At 66.4% G+C, this 26584-nt stretch carries 27 protein-coding genes and 5 tRNA genes; 11 read left to right on the top strand and 21 right to left on the bottom strand.

The window, feature by feature from the left end; translation table 11 throughout:
• Positions 1 to 68: 68 nt before the first annotated feature.
• The 8 genes from DIE04_RS10325 to rph form a co-directional block, all read right to left on the bottom strand.
• Positions 69 to 1379, bottom strand: coding sequence for an MFS transporter (locus DIE04_RS10325; RefSeq protein ID WP_124521660.1), 1311 nt, complete (start codon positions 1377 to 1379; stop codon positions 69 to 71).
• A 287-nt stretch (positions 1380 to 1666) separates the two neighbouring features.
• A complete protein-coding gene (locus tag DIE04_RS10315) occupies positions 1667 to 2158 on the bottom strand; it encodes an energy transducer TonB (RefSeq protein ID WP_044848527.1) in 492 nt (163 codons plus the stop codon).
• A gap of 235 nt (positions 2159 to 2393) precedes the next feature.
• The gene (locus tag DIE04_RS10310; RefSeq protein ID WP_044848553.1) at positions 2394 to 2687 is read right to left on the bottom strand and encodes a hypothetical protein; all 294 of its coding nucleotides are present in this window, start codon (positions 2685 to 2687) and stop codon (positions 2394 to 2396) included.
• A 161-nt stretch (positions 2688 to 2848) separates the two neighbouring features.
• Positions 2849 to 3250, bottom strand: coding sequence for a hypothetical protein (locus DIE04_RS10305; RefSeq protein ID WP_044848554.1), 402 nt, complete (start codon positions 3248 to 3250; stop codon positions 2849 to 2851).
• A gap of 153 nt (positions 3251 to 3403) precedes the next feature.
• Positions 3404 to 3491: transfer RNA gene (locus tag DIE04_RS10300), tRNA-Ser, on the bottom strand.
• A gap of 42 nt (positions 3492 to 3533) precedes the next feature.
• Positions 3534 to 4748, bottom strand: coding sequence for a radical SAM family heme chaperone HemW (hemW, locus tag DIE04_RS10295; RefSeq protein ID WP_124521662.1), 1215 nt, complete (start codon positions 4746 to 4748; stop codon positions 3534 to 3536).
• A gap of 34 nt (positions 4749 to 4782) precedes the next feature.
• Positions 4783 to 5412, bottom strand: coding sequence for an RdgB/HAM1 family non-canonical purine NTP pyrophosphatase (rdgB, locus tag DIE04_RS10290; protein ID WP_124521664.1), 630 nt, complete (start codon positions 5410 to 5412; stop codon positions 4783 to 4785).
• Positions 5405 to 6145 carry a ribonuclease PH gene (gene rph / locus DIE04_RS10285; protein WP_124487793.1) on the bottom strand — a complete coding sequence of 247 codons (741 nt, stop codon included), beginning with the start codon at positions 6143 to 6145 and terminating at the stop codon, positions 5405 to 5407. The genes rdgB and rph overlap by 8 nt, the downstream gene beginning before the upstream one ends.
• Before the next feature lie 175 nt (positions 6146 to 6320).
• On the opposite strand from rph, the gene DIE04_RS10280 reads away from it, so the two are divergent.
• From DIE04_RS10280 to DIE04_RS10265, 4 genes are all read left to right on the top strand, one after another.
• Positions 6321 to 7244 carry a YicC/YloC family endoribonuclease gene (locus DIE04_RS10280; RefSeq protein ID WP_124521666.1) on the top strand — a complete coding sequence of 308 codons (924 nt, stop codon included), beginning with the start codon at positions 6321 to 6323 and terminating at the stop codon, positions 7242 to 7244.
• Between the two features lie 6 nt (positions 7245 to 7250).
• Positions 7251 to 7934, top strand: coding sequence for a guanylate kinase (gene gmk / locus DIE04_RS10275; RefSeq protein ID WP_124487795.1), 684 nt, complete (start codon positions 7251 to 7253; stop codon positions 7932 to 7934).
• Positions 7935 to 7992: 58 nt separating this feature from the next.
• A complete protein-coding gene (rpoZ, locus tag DIE04_RS10270) occupies positions 7993 to 8196 on the top strand; it encodes a DNA-directed RNA polymerase subunit omega (protein ID WP_044848533.1) in 204 nt (67 codons plus the stop codon).
• Positions 8197 to 8259: 63 nt separating this feature from the next.
• On the top strand, positions 8260 to 10626 hold the full coding sequence (locus tag DIE04_RS10265; RefSeq protein WP_124521668.1) for a bifunctional (p)ppGpp synthetase/guanosine-3',5'-bis(diphosphate) 3'-pyrophosphohydrolase: 2367 nt from the start codon (positions 8260 to 8262) through the stop codon (positions 10624 to 10626).
• 186 nt (positions 10627 to 10812) lie between these two features.
• Here the strand turns inward: DIE04_RS10265 and DIE04_RS10260 are convergent.
• The 3 genes from DIE04_RS10260 to DIE04_RS10250 form a co-directional block, all read right to left on the bottom strand.
• Positions 10813 to 10889, bottom strand: a tRNA-Arg gene (locus DIE04_RS10260).
• Positions 10890 to 10950: 61 nt separating this feature from the next.
• Positions 10951 to 11027 (bottom strand) — tRNA-Arg (locus DIE04_RS10255).
• Positions 11028 to 11088: 61 nt separating this feature from the next.
• Positions 11089 to 11165 (bottom strand) — tRNA-Arg (locus DIE04_RS10250).
• Between the two features lie 131 nt (positions 11166 to 11296).
• Here DIE04_RS10250 and greB point away from each other — a divergent pair.
• On the top strand, positions 11297 to 11860 hold the full coding sequence (greB, locus tag DIE04_RS10245) for a transcription elongation factor GreB (protein ID WP_124496799.1): 564 nt from the start codon (positions 11297 to 11299) through the stop codon (positions 11858 to 11860).
• A 108-nt stretch (positions 11861 to 11968) separates the two neighbouring features.
• Here greB and DIE04_RS10240 read toward each other — a convergent pair whose 3' ends face one another.
• Both DIE04_RS10240 and DIE04_RS10235 read right to left on the bottom strand, forming a co-directional pair.
• Complete coding sequence (locus DIE04_RS10240; RefSeq protein WP_044848536.1) at positions 11969 to 13111, bottom strand: porin; 1143 nt, start codon at positions 13109 to 13111, stop codon at positions 11969 to 11971.
• A 509-nt stretch (positions 13112 to 13620) separates the two neighbouring features.
• On the bottom strand, positions 13621 to 13890 hold the full coding sequence (locus DIE04_RS10235) for a hypothetical protein (RefSeq protein WP_044848537.1): 270 nt from the start codon (positions 13888 to 13890) through the stop codon (positions 13621 to 13623).
• Between the two features lie 391 nt (positions 13891 to 14281).
• On the opposite strand from DIE04_RS10235, the gene DIE04_RS10230 reads away from it, so the two are divergent.
• Together DIE04_RS10230 and DIE04_RS10225 are read left to right on the top strand one after the other, a co-directional pair.
• Positions 14282 to 14485, top strand: a complete 204-nt coding sequence (locus tag DIE04_RS10230; RefSeq protein WP_006476615.1) for a cold-shock protein — start codon at positions 14282 to 14284, stop codon at positions 14483 to 14485.
• A 161-nt stretch (positions 14486 to 14646) separates the two neighbouring features.
• The gene (locus DIE04_RS10225; RefSeq protein WP_124521670.1) at positions 14647 to 15774 is read left to right on the top strand and encodes an exonuclease domain-containing protein; all 1128 of its coding nucleotides are present in this window, start codon (positions 14647 to 14649) and stop codon (positions 15772 to 15774) included.
• Positions 15775 to 15805: 31 nt separating this feature from the next.
• Here the strand turns inward: DIE04_RS10225 and DIE04_RS10220 are convergent, their stop codons facing one another.
• Together DIE04_RS10220 and DIE04_RS29725 are read right to left on the bottom strand one after the other, a co-directional pair.
• Positions 15806 to 16399, bottom strand: coding sequence for a chorismate mutase (locus tag DIE04_RS10220; protein ID WP_124521672.1), 594 nt, complete (start codon positions 16397 to 16399; stop codon positions 15806 to 15808).
• Positions 16400 to 16626: 227 nt separating this feature from the next.
• Positions 16627 to 16773: a hypothetical protein gene (locus DIE04_RS29725; protein ID WP_009690993.1), complete on the bottom strand. Its 147-nt coding sequence runs from the start codon at positions 16771 to 16773 to the stop codon at positions 16627 to 16629.
• A gap of 198 nt (positions 16774 to 16971) precedes the next feature.
• Between DIE04_RS29725 and DIE04_RS10215 the strand changes: the two genes are divergently transcribed.
• The 4 genes from DIE04_RS10215 (at position 16972) to DIE04_RS10200 (ending at position 21563) form a co-directional block, all read left to right on the top strand.
• A complete protein-coding gene (locus DIE04_RS10215) occupies positions 16972 to 17361 on the top strand; it encodes a DUF2946 domain-containing protein (protein WP_044848540.1) in 390 nt (129 codons plus the stop codon).
• 127 nt (positions 17362 to 17488) lie between these two features.
• Positions 17489 to 19837, top strand: a complete 2349-nt coding sequence (locus DIE04_RS10210; RefSeq protein ID WP_124572984.1) for a TonB-dependent receptor — start codon at positions 17489 to 17491, stop codon at positions 19835 to 19837.
• A complete protein-coding gene (locus DIE04_RS10205) occupies positions 19825 to 21084 on the top strand; it encodes a sialidase family protein (RefSeq protein WP_124521676.1) in 1260 nt (419 codons plus the stop codon). Before DIE04_RS10210 ends, DIE04_RS10205 begins: the two co-directional genes overlap by 13 nt.
• Positions 21081 to 21563, top strand: a complete 483-nt coding sequence (locus DIE04_RS10200; protein WP_124521678.1) for a TlpA family protein disulfide reductase — start codon at positions 21081 to 21083, stop codon at positions 21561 to 21563. The genes DIE04_RS10205 and DIE04_RS10200 overlap by 4 nt, the downstream gene beginning before the upstream one ends.
• An 80-nt stretch (positions 21564 to 21643) precedes the next feature.
• Here the strand turns inward: DIE04_RS10200 and DIE04_RS10195 are convergent, their stop codons facing one another.
• The 6 genes from DIE04_RS10195 to DIE04_RS10170 all read right to left on the bottom strand — a co-directional run bounded on the left by DIE04_RS10195 (position 21644) and on the right by DIE04_RS10170 (position 26558).
• Positions 21644 to 21898, bottom strand: a complete 255-nt coding sequence (locus DIE04_RS10195; protein WP_044848544.1) for a GlsB/YeaQ/YmgE family stress response membrane protein — start codon at positions 21896 to 21898, stop codon at positions 21644 to 21646.
• A 232-nt stretch (positions 21899 to 22130) separates the two neighbouring features.
• Positions 22131 to 22343 carry a hypothetical protein gene (locus tag DIE04_RS10190; RefSeq protein ID WP_124521680.1) on the bottom strand — a complete coding sequence of 71 codons (213 nt, stop codon included), beginning with the start codon at positions 22341 to 22343 and terminating at the stop codon, positions 22131 to 22133.
• Complete coding sequence (locus tag DIE04_RS10185; protein WP_124521682.1) at positions 22340 to 24085, bottom strand: FAD-dependent oxidoreductase; 1746 nt, start codon at positions 24083 to 24085, stop codon at positions 22340 to 22342. Before DIE04_RS10185 ends, DIE04_RS10190 begins: the two co-directional genes overlap by 4 nt.
• Before the next feature lie 175 nt (positions 24086 to 24260).
• Positions 24261 to 25070: a LuxR C-terminal-related transcriptional regulator gene (locus DIE04_RS10180; RefSeq protein ID WP_124487805.1), complete on the bottom strand. Its 810-nt coding sequence runs from the start codon at positions 25068 to 25070 to the stop codon at positions 24261 to 24263.
• 189 nt (positions 25071 to 25259) lie between these two features.
• Positions 25260 to 25335: transfer RNA gene (locus tag DIE04_RS10175), tRNA-Thr, on the bottom strand.
• A gap of 209 nt (positions 25336 to 25544) precedes the next feature.
• Positions 25545 to 26558 (bottom strand): class 1 fructose-bisphosphatase, encoded by a 1014-nt coding sequence (locus DIE04_RS10170; protein WP_124487806.1) that lies wholly within the window; start codon positions 26556 to 26558, stop codon positions 25545 to 25547.
• Positions 26559 to 26584 lie beyond the last annotated feature (26 nt).

Below are 26584 nucleotides of genomic sequence, written 5' to 3'. Positions count from 1 at the left end.
CGTGACGGCGCCCCCGGATCGAACGTAAGCGGCGGCCCCCGCCGCCCAACCCGGGGCGCCCCGAGGGCTCAGACGAGCGATGCGTCGCGGGTTTCGCGCATCAGCAGCACGCCGACCAGGCTGATTGCCGCCGCAACCGACACGTAGCCGCCGACCCACGACAGGCCGCCGCGCGCGGCGAGCAGCTGCGCGATGTACGGCGCGATCGACGCGCCGAGGATCCCGCCGAGGTTGTACGCGACCCCCGCGCCCGTATAGCGGACGTTGGTCGGGAACAATTCGGGCAGCAGCGCGCCCATCGGCGCGAACGTCACGCCCATCAGGAACAGCTCGATGGTCAGGAACAGCGCGACGAGCGGCATCGAGCCGCTGCCGAGCAGCGGCTCCATCGCGAAGCCGGACGACAGCGCGGCGATCGCGCCGACGACCAGCACCGGCTTGCGGCCGAAGCGGTCCGAGGCCCACGCCGACAGCGGCGTCGCAAGCCCCATGAACACGACCGCGAAGCACAGCAGGCCGAGGAAGCTCTGGCGCGGAATATGCAGCGTCGACACGCCGTACGACAGCGAGAACACCGTCGAGATATAGAACAGCGTGTAGCAGACCACCATCGCGAGCGCGCCGAGCAGCGTCGGCTGCCAGTGTTGCGAGACGAGCGTCGCGACCGGCACGCGCACGCGCTCGTTGCGGTCGAGTGCGGCCTGGAACGCCGGCGTCTCGGTGATTTTCAGCCGCACGTACAGGCCGAGCGCGACGAGCACCGCGCTGACGAGGAACGGGATGCGCCAGCCCCAGCTGCGGAATTGTTCGTCGGACAGCGACAGCGCGAGCGCGAAGAACAACCCGTTCGACATCAGGAAGCCCACCGACGGGCCCAGCTGCGGGAACATCCCGAACCAGCCGCGCTTGCCTTGCGGCGCGTGCTCGGTCGCGAGCAGCGCCGCACCGCCCCATTCGCCGCCGAGGCCGATCCCCTGGCCGAAGCGCAGCACGCACAGCAGCACCGGTGCGAGCGCACCGATCGTGTCGTAGCCGGGCACGAAGCCGATCGCGGTGGTGGACACGCCCATCACGAGCAGCGACGCGACGAGCGTCGATTTGCGGCCGATGCGGTCGCCGAAGTGGCCGAACAGGAACGAGCCGATCGGCCGCGCGATGAACGCGATGCCGAACGTGACGAATGCGGACAGCGCCTGGGCGGTCGCGGAGCCGTGCGGAAAGAACACGGGGCCGATGACGAGTGCCGCGGCGGTCGCGTACACGTAGAAGTCGTAGAACTCGATCGCGGTGCCGATGAAGCTCGCGAACACGATGCGCCGGTGGCTGACGGCGCCGGCCGAACCGGTTGCGTGTGCAACGGCCGGGGGAGATGCGGACATGGATGTCTCCGTTTTGTCGTTGGGCGGTCGGCCGGGTGAGCGCTCGGGCAGGCGGGCGCTTGCCGGGAGCGGCCGAGCGGATGAGGCGGCGGCGTGGACGCGCGGCGTGGCGCGGACGTCACCCGCCGGTCGACGATGGAGACGGATAGGTCGCCGCCGCCCGGTGCCGGCGTGGTCGGCTCGCATGCCGGGTGCGGCGCGCGAACGCGCGCGGGAGGGTGGCCGCGCGATTGCGGAAAATTATAGCCAGCGCCGCGACATGGCGGCAAACGCGGGCGGGCGCGGGCTCAGTCGATCGATTGCGCCTGCGCGGATGCGGTGCTTTGCAACTGGAAGTGGCCGTCGTCGTTGAACAGCCAGCCTTCCATCATCTCGAGCCGGCCATTGCCGTCCAGCAGTTTCGACGGCGGTGGCGGCAGTGGCGCCGAGCGGCGCAGCGACGCGAGCGCGAGCGCTTCCGCTTCACTGTCGCCGTTGCTGCGATAGACGGATGCGTTGACGAGCTGGCCACTGCGATCGACGGTGAACGCGACGACGACGAGCGAGCGCAGCATCGCCTGCGGCATCCCGTGCGACACGGCGGACGGATTGTGCTCGGCGACGCACTGCGCGACTTCCACGCGGTACTGGTCGCGATTCGCGCTGCGGATGACCGACGGAATCGTCAGGATCGAGCGCAGCGACGGGGGCGGCGTGATCGTGCAGGCGGCAAGCATGACGGCGGCGACCAGCGCGGCAATGCGCAGCCGGTCGACGCCCGGGCAGGGAAGAGAAGGCATGGGGGAGTGCCGGAGGGTGACGATAAAAAAATGATAGGCGTCTGCGCGCGGCGCGTTATCGGGACAAACGCATAGCACGCGAAGCGCGATGTGCCGATTCGCGGATGATGGCGATTCGGCGGGGCTTCCGGCGCGCATCGCGACGCGATGTGACATGACACGTGACCCTGCGGGCACGACGATTGCGCACGCGCGGCGCGTGCCGGACGCTACGGCAGCGGCGTGCTCGACCGGCTCAGTAGCCGTGTGTCACGAGCGATAGAACGGACAGGTCCGGATGCGTGCCGTCGATGATGGTCTTGCCGATGTGCACGGCTTCATGCACCGCTTCCTCGACGCTCGCGAAGCTTTCTTCGCCGTCCGCATGGAACGGCACGGCATGATCCGGCAGCGCGGGGTTCACGCCCGGATGGCAGACATAGCCTGTGTAGGTGTAGCGCGCATCGCTGCCGGGGACGAGGCCCGGCACCACATGGATCTCGAAGCCTTCGTAATCGACGTGATCGGGCGCTGTCGACAGTTCGGTCATGGCGGTCTCCGTGTGCCGCACGCACGGATGGTGCGGGCGGCATCGAATTGCGGCGGCGGTCGTGTCGCCGTGCTGATCGAATTCTAGGCGATGGCGGCCCGGCCCGTGAGGGCTGCGCGCGTCGCCTGCGGCAACGTCGAGCGTGCCGCAGGCGGTGCGTGTTACCGCGTGCAGCGCGCGTCCTTGCGCTGCACCACGAGGATCACCGGATACTTCTGGCCGTGCTCGAGTTCCACCGGTGCGACGACCGTCAGCGTCGCCGGGTCGGAATCGTCGTACACGCTGACCTGCTCGTTGCGGATGTAGGTCACGCCGGTGCAGTTCGTCGCGCGTCCGTCATCCGATACCTTGCACTGGAGCTCGTTTTCCTTCAGGTAGTTGTACGGCGTCGGGCTCGCGAGATATTCGCGCAGGCCGCGCGGCGAGCCGCCGACGCCCTTCACGTACGCGATCGCGCACGACGGTGTTTGCGCGTCGGTGCCGGAGGCGGAATCGGCGGCCGCTGCGTGCGTGCCGACGGCGGCCAGCAGGGCGACGAGCGACGAGGCGATGAAGGGCTTCATGACGTGGATTTCCCGTTTCGCGAATCGGAGCGCCGGATTGTAACGGCATCGGGCGAGATGCGTCGGCAGGCAGAGGCGGGCAGCGTGCGCGGCGCGCCGCGGACAAACAAAAACCCCGTCATTCGATGAATGGACGGGGTTGGGCGAACTTCCTGGCGGAAGCGGTGAGATTCGAACTCACGGACAGTTTCCCGTCGCCGGTTTTCAAGACCGGTGCCTTAAACCGCTCGGCCACGCTTCCACACGAGGCGGCATTGTAACCGAAATGCCGCCTCGTTCCGCTTCAATCGTCACGCAGGAACAATTCCTGCAAGTCGTTGAGGAAACGCTGGCCGAGCGGCGTCGGCGCGATCTGCGCGAAATCGCGCGTGATCAGCCCGCGCCGTTCCGCTTCCTTCAGTGCCGGCTCGATCGTGCTGATCGGCAAACCCGTGCGTTCGACGAAGCCGTGCACCGGGAAGCCCTCGACGAGCCGCAGCGTGTTCAGCATGAACTCGAACGGCAGGTCGCGCGCACCGACTTCGCGCTCTTCCTGCACCGGCGTGCCGGCCATCGCCTGTTCGATGAAGGTGGCCGGATGCTTGTAGCGCGCCTGCCGCAGGATCCGGTTGGGGAACGACAGCTTCGTGTGCGCGCCCGCGCCGATTCCGAGATAGTCGCCGAAGCGCCAGTAGTTCAGGTTGTGCTTGCACTGATGATTCGGCTTCGCGTACGCCGACACTTCGTAGCGGTCGTAGCCGGCCTCGGCCGTGCGCGCGTGGATCCATTCCTGCATGTCGGCCGACGCGTCGTCGTCGGGCACCGCGGGCGGAAACTTCGCGAACAGCGTGTTCGGCTCGAGCGTCAGGTGATACAGCGACAGATGCGGCGGCGCGTACGACAGCGCGGTCTCGATGTCGGCCCGGCATTCGTCGAGCGTCTGGTTCGGCAGCGCGAACATCAGGTCGAGGTTGAAGTTGTCGAACGTCTTCGCGGCGATCTCGACGGCCGCGCGCGCCTGCGCGGTGTCGTGAATACGGCCGAGCGCTTTCAGATGGCCTTCGTTGAAGCTCTGGATGCCGACCGACAGGCGGTTCACGCCGCTCGCGCGGAATTGCGCGAACTTCGCGGCCTCGAACGTGCCCGGGTTCGCCTCGAGCGTGATCTCGGCGTCGGCATCGAGCGGCAGCAGCGCGCGCAGGTCGGACAGCAGCCGGTCGAGGCCGGCCGCGGACAGCAGGCTCGGCGTGCCGCCGCCGATGAACACCGTATGCACCTGCCGGCCCCAGACGAGCGGCAGCGCCTGTTCGAGATCGGCGCGCAGCGCATCGAGGTACTCGGTTTCCGGAAACCGCTCGCCTTTCCACTCGTGCGAGTTGAAATCGCAGTAAGGGCACTTGCGCACGCACCACGGAAAATGCACGTACAGCGCGAGCGGCGGCAGCGACGTGAGCCGTACCTGCCCGGGCGACGTGAAGGTCGCGACGACGCGCGCGCCGGTTTCCGCCGCCTGGCTCATGCGGCCTCCGGTTGCAAATGTGTGACGAAGACGATCATGCCGGTTCCTCCGCGAGCCGCGCGAGCAGCGCCTTCAGCGCGAGCGCGCGATGGCTGTGCGTGTTCTTCACGGCCGGCTCGAGTTCGGCCGCCGTCGCGCCGAGCGACGGCAGGTGGAAATACGGGTCGTAGCCGAATCCGTGCTCGCCGCGCGGCGTGTCGACGATCTCGCCCACCCAGCGGCCTTCGGCGAACAGCGGTTCGGGATCGTCCGCGTGGCGCACCAGCGCGAGCACGCAGCAATAGTATGCGCGTCGGTCTGCGACGCCGCGCAGCTGCTCGACGAGGTACGCATTGTTGGCCGCGTCGCCCTTGGCGCCGCCCGCGCGCTGCGCGTAGCGCGCCGAATAGACGCCCGGTGCGCCGCGCAGCGCGCGCACGCACAGCCCCGAATCGTCGGCGATCGCCGGCAGGCCGGTGAGCCGCGACGCGTGCCGCGCTTTCGTCAGCGCATTCTCGATGAACGTGCCGAACGGTTCTTCCGCCTCGGGCACGGCCAGCTCGCCCTGCGGCACGATCTCGATGCCGACCGTCGAGAACAGCGCGGTGAATTCGCGCAGCTTGCCGGCGTTGTTCGACGCGAGCACGATGCGCGACAGCGGCGCGAGGGTGCGATCATCAGACATGGCCGGCGCCCAGCACGTCCTTCTGCAGCTGCACGAGCTGGCCGATCCCGTTTTGCGCGAGGTCGAGCAGCGCGTTCATCTCGGCGCGCGAGAACGGCACGCCTTCGGCGGTGCCCTGGACTTCGACGAAGCCGCCGGCGCCCGTCATCACGACGTTCATGTCGGTATCGCACTGCGAATCTTCGGCGTAGTCGAGATCGAGCACGGGCGCGCCTTCGTACACGCCGACCGAGATCGCGGCGACGTGGTCGGTGATCGGCGAGCGCGCGAGCTTGCCGGCCGCGATCAGCTTCGACACGGCGTCGTGCGCGGCGACGAAGGCGCCGGTGATGCTGGCCGTGCGCGTGCCGCCGTCGGCCTGGATCACGTCGCAGTCGATGTGGATCGTGCGCGGGCCGAGCGCCTCCAGATCGAACACCGCGCGCAGCGCACGGCCGATCAGGCGCTGAATTTCCTGCGTGCGGCCCGTCTGCTTGCCGCGCGCCGCTTCACGGTCGCTGCGCGTGTGCGTCGCGCGCGGCAGCATCCCGTATTCGGCCGTCAGCCAGCCCTGGCCGCGATCGCGCAGGAATTCGGGCACGCGCTCGGCGACGCTCGCGGTGCAGATCACCTTGGTATCGCCGAATTCGACGAGTACCGAGCCTTCGGCGTGTTTCGTGTAGTGGCGCGTGAGGGCGACCTTGCGCAGTTCGTCGGCGCGGCGGCCGCTCGGGCGGGACAGGGAAGACGTCATGGGGGAATCGTGGACGGAAGAGGAAACCCCGATTTTAGCGCCGAACGGCAGGCATGCCCGGCGGGGTGGGACGCAAAAATGGGATAATGCGCGCTTCCCGCCCCGCGCCTTGCAATGCGCCGGGCGCCTCGACATATTCCCGCCCGTGAAGGGCACCCAGACGGCGAGACGAACCATGATCTACAGCATGACGGGCTATGCGAGCGCGACGCGCGAACTCGCGACGGCCACCGGCAACGGCGGCACCAGCGTGTCGGTCGAACTGCGCACCGTGAACTCGCGCTTCCTCGACCTGAATTTCCGCATGCCGGACGACGTGCGCGCGTGCGAACCCGCGCTGCGCGAAATGCTGATGAACAAGCTGTCGCGCGGCAAGGTCGACGTGCGCATCAACCTGCAGCGCGGCGAGCAGAGCATCGGTGCGGGCGCGCTGAACCAGACGGCGCTCGGCCAGCTCGCCGAGCTCGAGCGTTCGGTGCTCGATTCGTTCCCGGGTGTCGGCCGCCTGCGCGCGGGCGAGATCCTGCGCTGGCCGGGGGTGCTCGCCGAGAGCGGCGTGTCGTCGGACGCGATCCGCGACGCGGTGCTCGCGTGCGGCAAGGAAGCGATCGGCGAGCTCGTCGTCGTGCGTTCGCGCGAAGGCGCGCAGCTGGCGACGATGCTGCTGTCGAACGTCACCGAAATGGAAGCGATCGTCGCGCGCATCACGCCGCTCGTGCCTGAGCTGATCGCGAAGCATCAGCAGAAGATCGTCGAGCGGCTGCAGGAAGCGCTCGGCATTGCGGCGCCCGAAGGCAGCGCGCCGATCGTCACGCGCGAGGAAGCCGCGGAACGCATTCGTCAGGAAGTGACGATGTACGGCATCCGGATCGACATCGCGGAAGAGCTGTCGCGACTCACCGCGCACCTGAACGAAACGCGTCACGTGATCGAGAAGGGCGGCCGCGTCGGCAAGCGTCTCGACTTCATGATGCAGGAACTGAATCGCGAAGCAAACACGCTCGGCTCGAAGGCGGCGGCGAAGGAACTCGCCGACGCATCGATGGCGCTCAAGCTGTTGATCGAGCAGATGCGTGAGCAAGTGCAAAACCTGGAGTAAAGCAACATGACCGACCTCAACCGCGACGGCCACGCGTCGCATGCGCTGCACGGCGGCGTCTATCCCGGCAACCTGTTCATGGTCGTCGCGCCGTCGGGTGCCGGCAAGTCGACGCTCGTGAACGCGTTGCTGTCGAAGGACAGCGACATCTGCCTGTCGATCTCGTACACGACGCGCAAGCCGCGCCCGGGCGAGCAGGACGGCCAGCACTACCACTTCACGACCGTCGAGGATTTCCGCGCGCGTCACGCCGCGCACGAATTCCTCGAGAGCGCGGAAGTGCACGGCAACTATTACGGCACGTCGCGCGTCTGGATCGAAGAGCAGATGATGAACGGCCACGACGTGCTGCTCGAGATCGACTGGCAGGGCGCACTGCAGGTGAAGAAGCAGTTCCGCAACGCGGTCGGCATCTTCATCCTGCCGCCGTCGCTCGACGCGCTCGAGGAACGTCTGAAGAAGCGCGGCCAGGACGAACCGAACGTGATCACGCGGCGCCTGCTGGCTGCCGGCAGCGAGATCGCGCACGCGTCGGAAGCGGAATACGTCGTGATCAACGAGAATTTCGATCGTGCACTCGCCGAACTCGAATGCATCGTCGCGGCCACGCGCCTGCGCTTTGCTTCGCAGTACGCGCGACACGCGGAGCTGTTCATCGAGCTCGGCATCCATCTGCCCCACGCGGAATGACGCGAGGGTAGAGGGACATAAGGTAGAATAACGACTATATTCAGAAGGAATTTCCAACATGGCTCGCATTACCGTCGAAGACTGCCTGAAGCAAATCCCCAACCGCTTCGAACTGGCGCTCGCCGCCACCTACCGCGCGCGGCAGCTCGCGCAAGGCCATACGCCGAAGATCGAGAGCCGCGACAAGCCGACCGTCGTCGCGCTGCGCGAGATCGCCTCCGGCCAGGTCGGCGTCGAGATGCTGAAGAAGGTGCCGGTGTAACGCGCATCCGGCCCGTTCCAGCCATGTAGTCCACGCGCGCAACGACTCGACCTGGAGGCGAATATGAGCACCACCCCATCGTCCGCCTCCGCGGATTCGACCACCGAAGCCACGGCCCAGTCGCCTGCGCGCCAGTACATCGACGCGGTCCTCGAACAGTCCTTTCGGCACCTGTTCGGGCCGACCGCCACGCCGGAGCAGCCGCGCAAGCACGGCGTCGTTTCGATCGCGAAACTGACGGGCGTGCTTGCCGAGTATCTCCCTCCGGAAGAAATCAAAGAGGTCAAGGCGGCGTTCCACTTCAGCGACGAAGCCCACCTCGGTCAATATCGCCAGAGCGGCGAACCCTACATCACCCATCCCGTCGCCGTCGCGGAAATCTGCGCCGGCTGGAAGCTCGACGCGCAAGCCGTCATGGCGGCGCTGCTGCACGACGTGATGGAAGACCAGGGCGTGACCAAGAGCGAGCTGGCCGAACGGTTCGGCCCGAAGGTCGCCGAACTGGTCGACGGCCTGTCGAAGCTCGACAAGATGGAGTTCCGCAGCCGCGAGGAAGCGCAGGCGGAAAACTTCCGCAAGATGCTACTCGCGATGGCGCGCGACGTGCGCGTCATCCTCGTCAAGCTCGCCGATCGTCTGCACAACATGCGCACGCTCGGTGCGGTGCCGATGGAAAAGCGCCGCCGCGTCGCCCGCGAGACGCTCGACATCTATGCGCCGATCGCGCACCGCCTCGGGTTGAACAACACGTATCGCGAGCTGCAGGACATGAGCTTCGCGAACTTCAACCCGCATCGCTACGCGACGCTCGAGAAGGCCGTGAAGGCCGCGCGCGGCAACCGCCGCGAAGTGATCAGCAAGATCCTCGAGGCCGCCCAGCGCGCGATGGGCGACGCGAAGCTCGACGCCGAGATCACCGGCCGCGAAAAGACGATCTACAGCATTTATCGCAAGATGCGCGACAAGCAGCTGTCGTTCTCGCAGGTGCTCGACGTGTACGGTTTTCGCGTCGTCGTCGACAGCCCGCTCGACTGCTACACGTGCATCGGCGCGCTGCACGCGCTGTACAAGCCCGTGCCCGGCAAGTTCAAGGACTACATCGCGATCCCGAAGATCAACGGCTATCAGTCGCTGCACACGACGCTCGTCGGCCCGTTCGGCGCGCCGATCGAGTTCCAGGTGCGCACGCGCAAGATGCACGAGATCGCCGAGGCCGGCGTGGCCGCGCACTGGCTGTACAAGAACGGCGGCGCGGACCTGAACGACGTGCAGAAGCGCGCGCACCAGTGGCTGAAGTCGCTGCTCGACATCCAGAGCGAAGCCGGCGATTCGAGCGAGTTCCTCGAACACGTGAAGATCGACCTGTTCCCGGATGCGGTCTACGTGTTCACGCCGAAGTCGAAGATCATGGCGCTGCCGCGCGGCGCGACGGCGCTCGATTTCGCGTATTCGATCCACAGCGATCTCGGCAACCAGTGCGTGGCCGTGAAGATCAACAACGAGTTGCTGCCGCTGCGTACCGAGCTGAAGAGCGGCGACATCGTCGAGGTGATCACCGCGCCGTATTCGAAGCCGAACCCCGCATGGCTCGGCTTCGTGCGCACCGGCAAGGCGCGTTCGGCGATTCGTCACTACCTGAAGACGATGCGCCTGAACGAGTCGGTGCAGCTCGGCGAGCGGCTCGTCGACCAGAGTCTGAAGGGTTACGGGCTCGCGCTGGCCGATGTGGGGCCGGAAGTGTGGGAGAAGCTCGTCCAGTGGACGGGCAACAAGAGCCGCCAGGAAATCTTCGCGGACATCGGCCTCGGCCGCCGCGTCGCCGCGGTGATGGCCAAGCGCATCGAGGTGCTGATGAGCGGCCGCGATGCGGACGACGATCTGCCGAAGTCCGAGCGGCACCCCGCGCATAATGCGCCGCCGGTCGTGATTACCGGCACCGAAGGGATGTCCGTGCAACTGTCGGCGTGCTGCCGGCCGATTCCGGGCGACGCGATCATGGGCTATATCGGCATCGGTCTCGGGATGGCGATTCATACGACGGATTGCCGCGTCGCGCAGCGCATCCATCGCCGCGATCCGGGCCGCTGGATCGACGTCGAATGGGCGCCGCAGCCGGGTCGTCTGTTCGACGTCGCGGTGAAGGCGCTCGTGAAGAACGCGAAGGGCATCTTCGCGCGCGTCGCGGCGGATATCACGTCGGCGGACGCGAACATCGTTCACATCGCGATGGACGAGGATCTGACGCACGAATCGACGGTGCTGCGCTTCGTGATCCAGGTGAGCGACCGCGTGCATCTGGCGAACGTGATGCGGCGCGTGCGGACCAATCCGGACGTGATGCGGATCATGCGCGAGCGCTCGACCGACGACAGCGTGCACGCGCGTCATGACGGCGGCATGCGCATCGAGCGCGAGCGGCAGGATTACTGACGCCGCGCGCGGGTTCGCGGCAGGCAGGATGCGACGGCGGCCACGGGCCGCCGTTTTCGTTCGTGCTGCGGGCCGGGCGGTGTTGTGCAGTGGCGATCCGGCTCGAGTCGAGCGGGGCGCGGGCCAAAGAGAAGCGGGGAGGCGGAAAAGAAAAAAGGGCCTTCCCGGAGGAAGGCCCTTCTGAGGTGGCGCGGCTGGCAGGATTCGAACCCACGACCCCTTGGTTCGTAGCCAAGTACTCTATCCAACTGAGCTACAGCCGCACGCAAAGCGGTACTACTTCAACTGTCGGAACCTTCTACGGTGGGAAGGTTCCCAAAAAGGTGGCGCGGCTGGCAGGATTCGAACCCACGACCCCTTGGTTCGTAGCCAAGTACTCTATCCAACTGAGCTACAGCCGCACGCAAAGCGGTACTACTTCAACTGTCGGAACCTTCTACGGTGGGAAGGTTCCCAAAAAGGTGGCGCGGCTGGCAGGATTCGAACCCACGACCCCTTGGTTCGTAGCCAAGTACTCTATCCAACTGAGCTACAGCCGCACGCAGAAGCGGAAGTATAGCAGGGTTGTATAAAAAGGGAAGCCTTATTCGCAAAAAATGTCACCCGATCTTGGGAAGGCCGCCTTCGTGTACCCTTGAAGCATCAGTCATCCATGCGTTGAATCTGCATCATGAACAAGGCGTTTGTCAAAGAGTCGGACGGCGACGACGACGATCTCGACCCGGGTCAGCCCGCGATTCCGGCGGGCACGAAGAATTACATCACCCCGGCCGGCCACAAGCGGCTCAGGGACGAGCTCCTGAACCTGATCGACGTCGAGCGTCCCGAGGTCGTGCGGCTGGTGTCGTGGGCCGCGTCGAACGGCGACCGGTCGGAGAACGGCGACTACATCTACGGCAAGCGGCGGTTGCGCGAGATCGACCGCCGGATCCGCTTCCTGACGAAGCGGCTCGATCTCGCCGAAGTCGTCGACGCGAGCCGCCAGGAGAACGTCGACCAGGTGTTTTTCGGCGCGACCGTCGATTACGCGACGCCGGACGGCGAGGATCATACCGTTACCATCGTCGGGATCGACGAGGTCGATCTCGATCGCGGTTGCGTCAGCTGGATCTCGCCGGTCGCGCGGGCGCTCATCAAGGCGAAGATCGGCGATACCGTCACGCTGATGACGCCGGCCGGTCCCCAGCCGATCGACGTGCTCGACGTTCGCTATCCGGCGTCGGGCAGCGCGTGAGCATGGCGCGGCGCATGCGTGCGGTGCAGCGCTGAAACGAACGAGCGCCCCGGGTGGGGCGCTTCGTCATGACGGTCCTGGCCGAACGGCCGGGCTCACGCGCATCGCTCAGAAGCGATGGCGCATGCCGGCCGTGACGGCGATCTGCTTGTTGGTGGACGACGCGGTGCCGAGCCCGTTGATGTTCGCGCCGATCGCCAGGCCGTCCGCATTGACCCGCTGGTATTCGCCCTGCAGGTACAGGTCGGTGCGCTTCGACAGCGCATAGTCGGCCTGCAGGTTGAACTGGTGCCAGCTCGGCGTCTGGCCGTCGAGGCGGCTGTCGGTGTACGTGTACGAGCCAGCGAGCGAGAACGCCGGCGTCAGCGCGTAGCGGCCGTTCACTTCGTAATTGTTGAACCGCGTGCCGCCGATGAGCGGGATGCCGCCCGACACGCCGGACTGCCCGGCGCTGATCCTGGCCGAATCGGTCAGGCGTGTCTGCGTGAACACGAAGCCGGCCGTCGCGGGCCCGAACGCGTAGTTGAGGCCCGCGCCCCAGGTGCGCTGACGGCTGGCCCCGAACGTCCAGTCGCCGGCTACCGCGCCCGGGTCGCTGGCCGCGAGCGCCAGCGCGTTGACGTTGTTGTTCAGCTGCATGTACGCGGCCGCGACGTTGAAGCCCATGTAGCTGTACGACGCGCCGACGCTGTACGCGCGGTTGTTCGAGAAATTGCTGGAATTCGAGAAGCCGTACAGCGCACCGAATTTCAGGCCGCCGTAGTTCGCGCTCTGGTACTTGACCGCGTTGTTGATCCGGAACGAGTTGTTCAGGTTGTCGTTGTCGAACGGGTGCGCGAACTGCGTGCCGCCGTACTGGGTGCCGGTCAGCGACAGCGGGCCGAGGAAATCGACGACGCTGTCGTACTGGCGGCCGAGCGTGAGCGAGCCGTAGCTCTCGTGCGCGAGCCCGACGAACGCCTGGCGGCCGAATTCGCGGCCGTTCTGCTTGAGTGAACCGTTATTGATGCCGAAGCCGTTTTCCAGCGTGAAGATCGCCTTCAGGCCGCCGCCGAGATCCTCGGTGCCGCGCAGGCCCCAGCGGCTGCCGTTGATCGAGCCGCTCGTCTCCTGCCACGCGCTGTGACCACCCTGGTTGTTCGTGTAGGTGATGCCGGCGTCGATCAGGCCGTACAGCGTGACGGCGCTTTGCGCATGGGCGCCGGTGGCGTACGCGCCCGCCAATGCCGCGACGATCAGGGTCTTTTTCATGATCTGTCTCCAAACAGGATGATGTCGATCGAACCTGCTGCGGGCATCGGCGGCGTCGCAGGCTGGCGACGCCGTGCGCATTGGGCGCGGCACCCTCGTCGGATATCCATTTGCAGTGTACGGATCGGTCCGGGCGTAGAAGAAAATTGCTTCCCGCAATACTGTATTTTGAATCCGGCAAGAATCAGCATATGCGCCGAGAGGCCCGGCCATCAAGACTTTGCGGCAATGCAGCACGCGAAAAAAGCAATCAGGACTGCGTATCGGGTGTCGCGGGCGTTGCGCGATCGCGACAGGCGGTCAATGACGGGCGAGAGCACGCCTAGCGTGATTATTGACACATCGGCAATAGAGGTTTGTGCGGGGCATGGATAATGAAAGGATGTTCTCTCGCTATACTGCGATCTCTGCTTTCCGAAGCAGACTTTTTCGTTGACGGAAAAGATCTCCAAACCTTTGTCGGCGCGACTTCCCAGTCGCGCTTTTTTTTTGCCCTGTCGTTCCGATCCCTACTGCGCGTACGAGCGCCGCTTGCGCTTGCGCTTGCCGGTCGGCTGCGTGTCGTCGGCTTCGGCCTGCGGCGGCGTGTACGTCCAGTCTTCCATTACGTAGTGACGGGCGTCCAGCGGTGACGCCAGCAGGTTCTGCCAATGATCGCCGTGCCAGGTCGGGTCGAACTCGGTGTCGCACGGCGCTTCACGGGTCTCGGCCAGCGCGCGGGACTTGCGGCGTACGCGTGCAAGCCGGCTCGCGAAGCGCTTGAATCCGTCCAGCCACATGGCCTTCTCCTTCCATTTCCTTTGCACCAGCATCGCAACGTCCCCCGTTTTCCGCAACCCGGAAAAAACCCGAGGATTTACCGAAGCGATTCGTCCCCGGTATGTTTTTCACGATTTCGATTATTAGTGATCCGATCCCGGTAATATTGACAGGTTGTTGATGCGGATCAATTAATAAAAGGCGATCGTGTATCGATTCCAGCGGCATTAGCGTTTTTTTGATAAAGCAAGCCCTAAAAATTCCCTTGACGCACCCGGATTGTCCAATTTATAAAGTCAGCACTCCGTCCCCGGGCGGAGCGCTGGGGGGAGTGTCGGCGCGCCGTTGCGGGATTTCGGGAAGCGGCTATAACAGTAGCTTTTTTGATCTAAACGAGTGGGGAACGAAGGTATGGATACCGGTATCGTAAAATGGTTTAACGATGCTAAAGGTTTCGGCTTTATTACGTCCGACAATGGCGGCGAAGATTTGTTTGCGCACTTTTCCGAAATCCGGATGGACGGCTTCAAAACGCTGAAGGAAAACCAGCGCGTTTCCTTTGACGTGAAAGTCGGGCCGAAAGGCAAGCAGGCAGCGAATATCCAGGCGGTCTGACGCGCCACGCTTCGCCGATCACGTCCGGCCCCCGCATCGCGGGGGCTTTTTGCTTTCCGGGGCACGAAAATCGGCGGCCGGCGAATCGATTCGGGTTCGGACTGGTCGCGAACGCATCTGCCGGTGCATACTCACGAAAGCATCGTTTCCCCCGTCTTTTCATGTCCGATTCCCGTCTGTCCGATCCCGCCTGCGACCAGCCGCTCGTCTTCGTCGACCTCGAAACCACCGGCGGCTCGTCTGCCGAGCACCGCATCACTGAAATCGGCGTGGTCGAACTCGGTCCGCTCGGCGTATCGACATGGACGACGCTGGTCAATCCGGGACATTCGATTCCGCCGTTCATCCAGCAGCTGACGGGCATTTCCGACGAGATGGTGCGCGACGCGCCGTCGTTTGCGTCGCTCGCGCCCGCGCTGTTCGAGCGGCTCGACGGCAAGCTGTTCGTCGCGCACAACGCGAGCTTCGACCGTGGCTTCCTGCGCGCCGAATTCGAGCGCGCCGGCATCGCGTTCAATCCGGACGTGCTGTGCACGGTGCGCCTGTCGCGCGCGCTGTTTCCGCGCGAGGCGCGGCACGGACTCGATGCGCTGATCGAGCGGCACGGCCTCGTTCCGTCCGCCCGCCACCGGGCACTCGCGGATGCCGATCTGCTTTGGCAGTTCTGGCGGCAATTGCACGAGATCGTGCCGCTCGAGCGTCTGCGCGACCAGATTGCGCGTACGACGCGCCACTTCCGTCTCGCGGGCGGCATGACCGAAGCGTGGCTCGATACCGCGCCGGCCGGATGCGGTGTGTACGCGCTGTTCGGGGAGGACGACCAAGCGCTGTATGTCGGCCGCAGCGTGCGCGTGCGGCAGCGCTTGCGCGCGCTGCTGACCGGCGAGCGGCGCTCGTCGAAGGAAATGCGGATTGCGCAGCAGGTACGGCGGGTCGAGTGGCGGGAGACCGGCAACGAACTGGGCGCGATGCTCGCCGAAGCGCAGTGGATCGCCCGCCTGCGTCCGTCATACAACCGGCGTCCCGCAGCCGATCACGCCCGTGCGGGCAATGCGCCCTGGCCGTTCGACGGTGCGGTCGCTTTCGAAGCGAGCGGCGAGCGCCGCCTGTTTCACGTGATCGACGGCTGGCGCTACCTCGGTACGGCCGAATCGCTCGACGCGGCCGTGCGGCTCGTGGCCGACGGCGCGGACGGCGCGTTCGAACCCCATACCCATCGTCTTCTGCAGACGCATCTCGCACGCGGCCTGCAACTCATTCCGCTCGCGGCACTGACGCCTGCCGACTGAGCAGCGCAGGCCGCGGCGCGCGACGCCGCCGTCAGCCGATCGCGCTGGCGCCGCCTGCGGCGCAAACGTGCGACAGCGCGGTGCCGAGCGCCTGCGTCTGGGTGGAGTCGTAGCGGGTGAGCGTCTTCCAGTTCGCGATGCTGCGTGCGAGCCGCGCCTGGCAGTCGGGTGCGTCGCGCAGCGGTGCGACTTGCGCGAGGCCCGTCAGCATCTTTTGCGTGAGCTGGTCGAGCGCCGGCCGCGTGCTGGTTGCGAGGTCGGGCGGCGTGCCTTCCGGCGGCTGCGTCGCGCGCCACTTTGCAAAGAGCGCGTTCTGCACGTCCTTGCTGGCCGCGATCTGATCCTCGAAAAACGTGCGCGCGAACGCCGGATCCACGCCGGACTGTGCGGCGCGCTTCTCCACCGATGCGAGCAGTGCCGCTTCGCGCGGCCGATCCTCGATCGCCTGGTGGTTTGCCCACTTCCATCGTGCGACGGGTTCGGCAAGCGCGAGCCGCTGCGATGCGAGCGCGACGAGATTGGTGAGCGCCGTGTCGTCGCCGTCCGCGCGCGCGATATGCGGTGACGAAAAAAGGGCGACGCCGAGCGCGGCGACAGCGACGCTGGCACGAATGGCTTGTTTCATCGGAACGATCGGGAGAAGGGAGAGCCGGACAGGCCGGAGGTGGAAAACCAGAAGGATAGACGAAGACAGTCGCGCGGCGGAACGACGCGACAGAAGAATCAGCGGACGCGCTGATCCGGCACCGTCAGGCCGTTGCAGCCGGGGTGCGAAGCGATCTGCGCCGAAAACGCAGCGATGAACCGCACGATATCGATCGACACGTGGCGGTTACAGGACGGAACGTAGGTTCACTTCGGCGAGTACAGCTTGTGCTGCTCGTCGAAGAATGCCCGGACGTGCTCGGGCAATTCGGCGAGGAATTCCACGCCGACGGGTTCCGGATCCGGGCTCATCACTTGCTCGGGCGGGGGCATGCGGGTTGGTCTTTCGTCCATGTTCGTTTCTCCAGCGGGTTCAATGATTATCAACCTCGCGCTTGGATTTATGCCAGTGGCGAATCGTTAGATTTTGTCTCTGTTGTATTAACGGCACATGCGCTGCTGCGCGCCGAGCAATGCCGACTATCACACCCTGCACAATCGGCAACAATCGGGCCGCTTGCTATACTTGCGCGCACTTTTTCCTGGACCGCGATGAAACGAACGACGCGATGGATCGGCCTCGTATGGCTGGCGCTGGTACTGAACGTACTGTCGCCCGTCGTCGGCTACGCGCGTCTCGCATCGAGCGGTTCCGGCGGGCTCACGCTCGAGTTGTGCAGTGCGGCAGGCGCTCGTGAGGTCGTCCTCGCGCAGTCCGGCGACGACCGCGGCGCGGCGTCGTTCGATCATGCCGGCGTGCCGCACTGCGTGTACTGTCCCGGCTTCGCGGCGAACGTCGCGCTCGGCACGAGCCTGCCCGCGTTGCCGGGTTTCGTGCGCGCGTTCGCGTACCGGGCGGCCGCCCCGGCCGTTCCCGATGTTCCCCGCACGGGCATCCGTCTCGCGCAGCCGCGCGGTCCGCCTGAAAACGTCCCGATCTGATTGATATCGTTCGCGCGCCGCGGTGGCGCGCGTGCCGCCCGCGGCCCGGTCCGCGCGCCGTGCCGTCTGCGCGCGGCGCGTTGGCTTGCGTGCGGCGGCGTCCGGTCACGTTTTCAGGAATTCATCCATGTCGTTCACCTTCGCCGCGCGGCCCTCGCGCGGCCGGCTCGCGCTTGCCTGCGCGGCCGCTTTTGCCTGGCCGGCCGCGCAGGCGGCTTCGATCGATGGCGCATCCGCCGCGCCGGTGCCCGCCGGCGCCGGCAACCCGGCCGGCCGTGCCGCACCGGTCGCCGCGCTCGCCTCTGCGGGCGACACGCTGACCGCCGTCAGCGTCACCGCAAGCCGGCAACCCGTCGATCCGGATACGCCGGCCGTCGTCGAGTCGATCACGCGCGAGCAGATCGACGCGCATACCAACGTCACCACCGAGGACGCGCTGAAGTACGCGCCCAACCTGATGGTTCGCAGGCGCTACATCGGCGACCGCAACAGCGTGTTCGCCGGCCGCGACTTCAACGAACTGCAGAGTGCGCGCGGGCTCGTGTACGCCGACGGCCTGCTGCTGTCGAACCTGCTCGGCTCGAGCTATGCGTATCCGCCGCGCTGGTCGCTGATCGCGCCCGACGATATCGCGCGCGTCGACGTGCTGTATGGCCCCTTTTCCGCGCTGTATCCCGGCAATGCGATCGGGTCGACCGTGCTGCTGACGACGCGGCGTCCCGACAAGCTCGAGGCGTCCCTGTCGACGCAGTTCTTCACGCAGCGCTATCACGACGGCTACGGGTTCGCGGACAGCTTCGGTGGCAATCACCAGACCGCTCGGATCGCGAACCGCGTCGGCAAGTTCTGGTTCTCGCTGTCGCTCGACCGGCTGGAGAACGACGGCCAGCCGATGCAATATGCGAGCCCCAACGCCGCCTACAACCCGCGGCTGGGGGCCGCGGTGCCCGTGACGGGCGCGGCCACCGACATCGGCCCCAACGGCAAGCCGCGCACGATCGTCGGTGCGCAGAACATCGAGCGGACCGAGCAGCTCAACGAGACGGTCCGGATGGGCTATGCGTTCACGGACCGCGTCGACGCGACGCTGACGCTCGGGCACTGGGAGAACCATTTCCGGCAGCACGGCGAAACCTTCCTGCGCGACGCGGCCGGCAATCCCGTGTACGGCGGCAACGTGTCGCTCGGCGGCCGGAACGTGACCGTCGCGCCGAGCGCGTTCGCGCCGCAGCGCGGCGACCAGGAGAACTGGCTGTACGCGCTCGGGCTGAACGGCCGGCTCGATTCGGGCTGGCGGCTGTCGGGCGTGGTTTCCGCCTACGACGTGTCGCGCGACGTGCTGCGCGCGGCATCGACCGTGCAGGGCGGGGCGGGCACGCTGTTCCAGGGCGACGGCACGGGCTGGCGCACGCTCGACCTGAAGGCCGAGGCGCCGGAAGTGACGGGGCACACGCTCACGTTCGGCTATCACTACGACAACTACTTCCTGCGCAACGTCACGTACAACACGGCCGACTGGCTGGCCGGGCCGACCACGTCGCTCGCGAGCGTCTACCGGGGCGACACGCGCACGCAGGCGCTGTTCGCGCAGGACGCGTGGCGTTTCGCGCCCGGCTGGCTCGCGACCCTCGGCCTGCGCTACGAGCGCTGGGGTGCGTACGGCGGCGCGCTCGGCAACGCGAACGGCACGCTCGGCTACGCGGACCGCGGCGCGAATGCGCTGTCGCCGAAAGTCGCGCTGCAATGGGACGCGACGGACGTCTGGCGTTTCCGGCTGTCGTTCGCGACCGGCACCCGCTTCCCGACGGTCGGCGAGCTGTTCCAGGGCACGATCTCGAACAACGCGATCGTCAACAACAACCCGAACCTGCGGCCGGAAAAGGCGATCGACTGGGACTTCACGGCCGAGCGCGACGTGGGCGTCGGCGTCGTGCGCGCGAGCGTGTTCCAGAGCGACCTGCGCGATTCGATCTACAGCCAGACGACGGTGTCGGGCGCGTCGACCGTCACCAACATCTCGAACGTCGATCGCGTGCGCGTGCGCGGCGTCGAGCTCGCGTTCAGCGGCCAGAACGTCGGGCTGCGCGGGCTCGACATCGACGCGAACGTGTCGGCGAGCAACGCGCAGACCCTGGCCGACACCGCGAATCCCGCGTACGTCGGCTCGCGCTTTCCGCGCATCCCGCGCATGCGCGCGAACCTGCTCGCGTCGTACCGCTTCGACGAGCACTGGCTCGCGAGCGTCGGCGTCCGCTACTCGGGCCGCCAGTTCAACACGCTCGACAACAGCGACGTGAATCCGGACGTGTACGGCGGCACGAGCATCTTCACGGTCGTCGACCTGAAGGCGCGTTACCGGTTCGATCGTCACTGGACTGCGTCGGTCGGCATCGACAACCTGACGGACCGCCGCTACTACGTGTTCCATCCGTATCCGGGCCGCACTTTCTTTGGAGAACTGAAATGGTCGCTGTGAAATCGCTCGCGGCAGGCTGCGCGCTGTGGCTCGCGGCGCTGTCGCCTGCCGGCGCGCACGACGCGCCGAAAGCCGCCGATCCGCATGCGGCGCACATGAGCATGCAGGCCGCACCGGCGCAACAGAAGCAGCCGCTCGCGACCGGCGCCGCGTTCGACGCGCGGCACCGGCTGTGGGTCGCATGGGTCGAAGGCGCGCACGTCGTCGTCGCGCACTCGGACGATGCGGGCCGCACGCTGTCCGCGCCCGTGACCGTCAACGCGATGCCCGAGCCGATCTACACGAGCGCGGAGAATCGCCCGAAGATCGCGACGAGCCCGGACGGTCGCGCGGTGTACGTATCGTGGTCGATGCCGCTGGATGCGCCGTACACCGGCATGGTGCGCTTCGTGCGTTCGCTCGACGGCGGCGCGACCTGGAGCGTGCCGGTCACCGTGCATCGCGACCGGCAGGCGATCACGCACCGCTTCGACATGATGGCGGTCGATCCGGCCGGCAACATCGCGATCGCGTGGATCGACAAGCGCGATCTCGTCGCGGCGAAGGCGGCGGGGCAGGCGTACGAAGGGGCGGCCGTCTACTACGCGGTGTCGCGCGACGGCGGTGCGTCGTTCGAGCCCGAGCGCAAGGTGACGGATCACACGTGCGAATGCTGCCGCATCGCGATGGCGATCGATCCGGCCGGGCACATCGAAGCCGTGTGGCGCAACGTGTTCCCGGGGCAGATCCGCGACCATGCGCTCGCGGTGTTGCCCGTTTCGGCATCGGAGTCCGTCGTGCCGGTGCGTGCGACGTTCTCGAACTGGCATGTCGAGGCTTGCCCCGAGCACGGGCCGGCGCTCGCGATCACGCCGGACGGCACGCGCCATCTTGCGTGGTTCGGCGTCGTCGACGGCCGCGCCGACGTGTTCTATTCGCGCATCGGCGCCGATGGCCGGCCGAGCGGCACGCCGTGGGCGTTCGGCGCGAGTCCGGCGGTGCCGGCCGAGCAGGCATCGCATGCGGCACTCGTCGTGCGCGGCGAGGTCGTCTGGCTCGCATGGAAGGCGTTCGACGGCGACACGATGCAGATCAAGCTGCGCCGCTCGGACGATCGCGGCGAGCACTGGTCGGCGCCGCGCGTGATCGCGTCGACGTCGGGCGCGAGCGACAACCCGCAACTGCTCGACGATGCGGGCCGCATCTACCTGTCGTGGCGTACGCGTAACGACGGCTACCGGCTGATTGCCGTGGAGGGGGCGCAATGAAACGGCTGATCGTGTTGATCGGCGCCGTGTTCGCAAGCCTGCCGGGATGGGCTGGCGGACTGCAGCCGCTGCGCGCGGCCGAGGTCGCGAAGGTGTACGCGACGGCGCACGAACGGCCGCTCGCGGTCGAGATCTGGTCGCTCGATTGTGGCTACTGCCGCGAGAACGCCGCGCATCTGGTCGCGTGGCAGCGCCGCCATCCGGACGTGCAGCTCGCGATGGTCTCGATGGACGCGTACGACGACAACGGTGCGGCAATCGCACAGGCGCTCGCGCAAATGAACCTGCCGCCGCAGGTCGCGCAGTATGCGAACGCCGAGCCGATGCCCGAGCGTCTGCGGGCGGCGCTCGATGCGGGATGGCGGGGAGAGATGCCGCGTACCGTGTGGGTTGGCCGCGACGGCGCACGCGATGCGCGCAGCGGCTTGCTGACGACCGACGTGCTCGACGGCTGGTTGCAGCGCGGCAAGCGCCGCTGAAACGGACGGCGGCGGGGATGCCCCGCGCGCCGCTTCGATGCGACAAACGAAAGCGCGCCCGAAGGCGCGCGAGAAGATCGTCAGGCCGCGCGCCTGAACAGCCGGATCACGAACAGCAGGATCACGGCGCCGATGACCGCGACGATCACCGAGCCGATGAAGCCGCTGCCGAGGGTGATGCCGAGCAGCCCGGCCAGCCAGCCGCCGATCACCGCGCCGACGATACCGACGATGATGTCGACGATCAGGCCGAACCCGCCGCCCTTGACGAGCACGCCCGCCAGCCAGCCGGCGATCGCGCCGATGATGAGCCACATAATCAAGCCATGAGTCATGGTGATCCTCTCCTTGTGTTGAGTCGAAATGACCGGACGTCGGCTGTTTCACCGCAAGCTGCATGAAGCGGCATGCGACCCGCCGCGCCGCCCACGCAATGTAACGCGATAGACGGGTCGGAATCGTTAAGTAATGTTATGCACCCTTAACGGGTTTTTCCAGAGGATTCGTCTGTCATTCGAAATGAATCTGTAAGGAGGGGCCGCACGATTGTGCGTCATGCGTCCTGCGTCATCGTCCGTGCGTCGGCGCCGGTGTGCCCGTGCCGGGCAGGCCGTCGCCGGCGTCGGCAATCAGGCGGGTGACGGTTGCCGTATCGCCGATCGCCTCTATCGCCAGCAACGCGAAGCGGGCGAGAAAGAGCGCCGCATCGGTTTCGCCGATGCCGGTCATCGTGCGGCACAGGTCGGTGTAGAGGATGTCGCGTTCGGTATCGGTGATCATGCGTGCTCCTGAATGTTGGCCGACGTGCGCGGGTGCAGCGCGCGTTCGAGTGCGGCGGTCACGTCGGCGGCGCGTGCATCGTGCCAGCGGCCGAGCACGTGTCCGTCCGGACGTACGAGATAGACGGTGCCGTCGCGCGCGCCGTACAGGTCGAACAGCCGGCCGTCGGCATCGTAGCCGCCGCATCCTGGCTGTTGCGGTGCCGCGTGCCGTGCAAGCGTGACCAGCGCGAACGGTATGCCGGCGTCGTGCAGGTTTCGTTCGAGATCGGCGAACGACGGATCGGGCGCACCGTCACGCATGAAGCGGAACGCGGTGAAACGCGGACCGACGAGATCCGTCAGGTGGCCGCGTCGCATGCCTTCGTCGGTGCCGATGTCGCCCGACGCGTGCAGCATCAGCGGACATTCCGCGAGTACCATGCCGGGCGACGGCCCGGCCGAAAACGCATCGCGCTCGTCCGCATTGAGCGGTGACGCCGTGTAGGCGATGGCCGACGTCTGGCGCGGATTGATCAGCGAACGCAACGCCGGATGCCGGACCGCGAGCGTCAGCACGGCCTTGCGCATCAGGTCGAACGCGAACGACGGCGGCGCCATGAACTCGGTGCTCTTGGTGCCGTAGCGCAGGTTCTCGTGCGTCGCGAACACGCGCTCGTCCGAATAGCTGTCGAGCAGCGCGTCCGACGCGAGGCCGCGAATCGCGTACGCGAGTTTCCACGCGACGTTGTCGGCGTCGTCGATGCCCGAGTTCGCGCCACGCACGCCGAAGATCGGCACGAGATGCGCGGCGTCGCCGCAGAACAGCACGCGGCCGTGCCGATAGCGTTCGAGCGTCAGCGCGTTCGCCTTGTAGATCGTGATCCAGATCGGCGACCAGTCGCCGCGCTCGCCCATCATGTCGAGCAGGCTCTGCACGCGCGGGATCACGTTCTCGGGTTTCACGGCCGCTTCGGGATCCTCATCGTCGCGCAGCTGATAGTCGATCCGCCATACGTTGTCCGGCTGCTTGTGGACGAGTACCGTCGAGCCGGGGTTCGACGCCGGGTCGAAGTACGCGAGCCGCTCGGTCGGCCGGTCGCTGTCGAGCGCGATGTCGACGATCACGTAGCGGCCTTCATAGCTTGTGCCCTGCAGCGACAGCCCGAGCGCATCGCGTATCGTGCTGCGCCCGCCGTCGCTTGCGACGACCCAGTCGGCATCGAGTGCATAGCGGCCGAGCGGCGTATCGACGTCGAGGCGCGCGCCGGCCGGGTGCTGCGTGACGCCCGCGACTTTCGTTTGCCAGCGGATCTCGATGAGCTCGGGGCGGCGCAGCGCGGCATCGAGCAGGAACTGCTCGATGTGATACTGCGCGAGGTTCAGCATCGGCGGCAGCTTCTGGTTCTCGTCCTGCGGCATCGTGAAATGCAGCACTTCGTCGTGACGATGGAAGCTGCGTCCGCTGCTCCACGGCAGTCCGACGCGCATGAAGCTGTCGAGCGCGCCGAGCCGCTCGATGATCTCGAGGCTGCGTCGCGAGATGCAGATCGCGCGGCTGCCGTGACAGACCGAATCATCGGCTTCGAGCAGCACGCTGCGGATGCCGTGATTGGCGAGGCCGAGTGCGACAGCGAGGCCCACCGGGCCGCCGCCGACGATCGCGACGCGGTGCCGCTGCGTATCGACGCCCGCGCTGCAGGTCGGCAGGTGCGGGGGATGACGCACGGCGACGAACGGGTAGGGTTTGAATTCGATGCCCATCGTTGGCTTCCAGGTTGCGCTGATCGAACGCGCACGCTCGGCGACGCGATGCGTGCGGCAGGTTGGATGCAGTATGGAAGCCGCGCCGGACACCGCTGTCCCCATTCCGGGTACGGCGAACGGCTGGCGGCGGGCCGGGATTTACCCCGACGCGTTCAGGATCGGCAATCGAAGTTCAGGGTTGCAGGCACAGCGCGAACAGCTGGCGCTGGCTCGAGATGCCGAGGCGCCGGTACGCGCGCTTCTGATAGGTGACGACACTCGAAGCCTTCACGCCGATCGTCTCGCCGATCTCCTGTGCGGTCTGGCCTTCGAGCACGCCGCGCAGCACGTCGAGCTCGCGCTTGGACAGTGTCGGGCATGCGCCGCGCAGCCGCGCGAGCATCTGTAGCGGGATGCCGATCTGCGCCGAGCCCGCGAGCGCATAGTGATGCTGCGCGGCCTGCGCGATCAGCGGTGCGAGCGTTTCGATGGCCGTGATCTCGCGCGGCTGGAACGTGCCGCTGCGGTGCGCGCGATACAGATTGATCGACAGCCAGGTCGAGTCGTTCGGCTGCATCAGCAACGCGAGGCGATCGGAGACGTCGGGGCCACGGTAGCAGGCCGTGCGATACGCGTCGTGGCCGATCTCGTCGCCGGCCTGCTGATGCAGCAGCACGTCGCGGCGCTGCGTGCGGCGACCGGCGGCCGAGACGATTCGCTGGTTGCCGTCGAGCGCATAGAAATGGCGCGCATAGGTGTCGGCAACGTCGCGCAGGTAGCGGCCGCCGCGATGGTCGGCGACCGAGACGGTGCGCGGCCGGTTGCCGAACTCGTACGCGAAGATCGTGCACTGCGTGACGGCCAGCGCATCGTCGAACAGCTTCAGGATTTCTGCGGCGAACGCGTTCGGCTCGCTGCCGCCGATCGCGGCGACGAGACCGGTTGCACGGGACACGTCCAGTTGTCCGCTGAGGTTCGGTCGCTCGAGACGCCAGGTGCGCATGATGCTGGGGAGGGGCGGGTGGTCCGGCGATTGTAATCGGCGGCGTGCGGTGCGGGAGTCGGGGGATGCCCGCAAGCGGAAATGACGGTGAGGGTGGCGCACGACTTCGCGCATCGGAGATCGTGGCTGGAATTGCGGCCGGAAAAGAGAAAAGGCCTGACAAGCGATGCTTGTCAGGCCTTTATATCTTGGTGCCGGAGATAGGAGTCGAACCTACGACCTTCGCATTACGAATGCGCTGCTCTACCAACTGAGCTACACCGGCAGCAGAGAAATGAAATTATATGGTCAAATCCGAGATCTTGGCAATAGGTTTTGCGAAATTTTTTTCAGCTTGCTGCTGCTGCTTCGCGAAACCCTCGATCCGGCGGACTTCCCGCTTTCACTTCACTGCGATGCAGCCTGTCAGGGCCACATCGCGAAGGCGCGATTGTACTGACGTCTCGCACCTCCGTCTAGTGCTGCAGTGCAAATTTATTTGCCTTCGTTGTGATAGCCGGTCACGCGCTCGACTTCGTTCTTCGAACCGAGGAATACCGGCACGCGCTGGTGCAGGCCGGTCGGCTGCACTTCCATGATGCGCTGCGTGCCCGTCGTCGCGGCGCCGCCCGCCTGTTCGACGATGAACGACATCGGGTTCGCTTCGTACATCAGGCGCAGCTTGCCCGGACGATCGGGCGTGCGCTTGTCGGCCGGGTACATGAAGATGCCGCCGCGGTTCAGGATCCGGTGCACGTCGGCCACCATCGACGCGATCCAGCGCATGTTGAAGTTGTCGCCACGCGGGCCTTCCTTGCCGGCGTTCAGTTCGTTGACGTAGCGCTGGACCGGTTCGTACCAGTGGCGTGCGTTCGATGCGTTGATCGCGTATTCGCGCGTATCGGCCGGGATCTGCATGTTGCTTTGCGTGAGCACCCACGAGCCGACTTCGCGGTCGAGCGTGAAGCAGTTCACGCCGTTGCCGGTCGTCAGTACGAACACGGTTTGCGGGCCGTACACCGCGTAGCCGGCCGCGACCTGCTCCGTGCCCGGCTGCAGGAACGATTCCTCGGTGGCCTGTTTGCCGTCCGGGCAGCGCAGTACCGAGAAGATCGTGCCGATCGACACGTTCACGTCGATGTTCGACGAGCCGTCGAGCGGATCGAACACGAGCAGGTATTCGCCGCGCGGGTAGTTCGCGGGGATCGGGAAGAACGTTTCCATTTCCTCCGATGCCATCGCGGCGAGGTTGCCGCCCCATTCGTTCGCGTCGAGCAGGATCTCGTTCGACAGGATGTCGAGCTTCTTCTGCACTTCGCCCTGGACGTTCTCGCTGCCGGCGGTGCCGAGCGCCTCGCCGAGCGCGCCCTTCGACACGTTGTAGCTGATCGCCTTGCACGCGCGGGCGACGACTTCGATCAGCAGGCGGAGGTCGGCGGGGAGGTTGTTGGTCTCACGCTGCTGCTCGATCAGGAACTTGGACAGCGTGGTGCGGCGGGCAATGGACATGACAGACTCCGAGAGGCCAAAGAATC

It is taken from the genome of Burkholderia sp. Bp8994 (assembly GCF_003853805.1).
GTDB lineage: Bacteria > Pseudomonadota > Gammaproteobacteria > Burkholderiales > Burkholderiaceae > Burkholderia.
The sequence above is the reverse complement of the archived record's forward strand: the minus strand, read 5'-3'. Positions and strand labels throughout refer to the sequence as shown.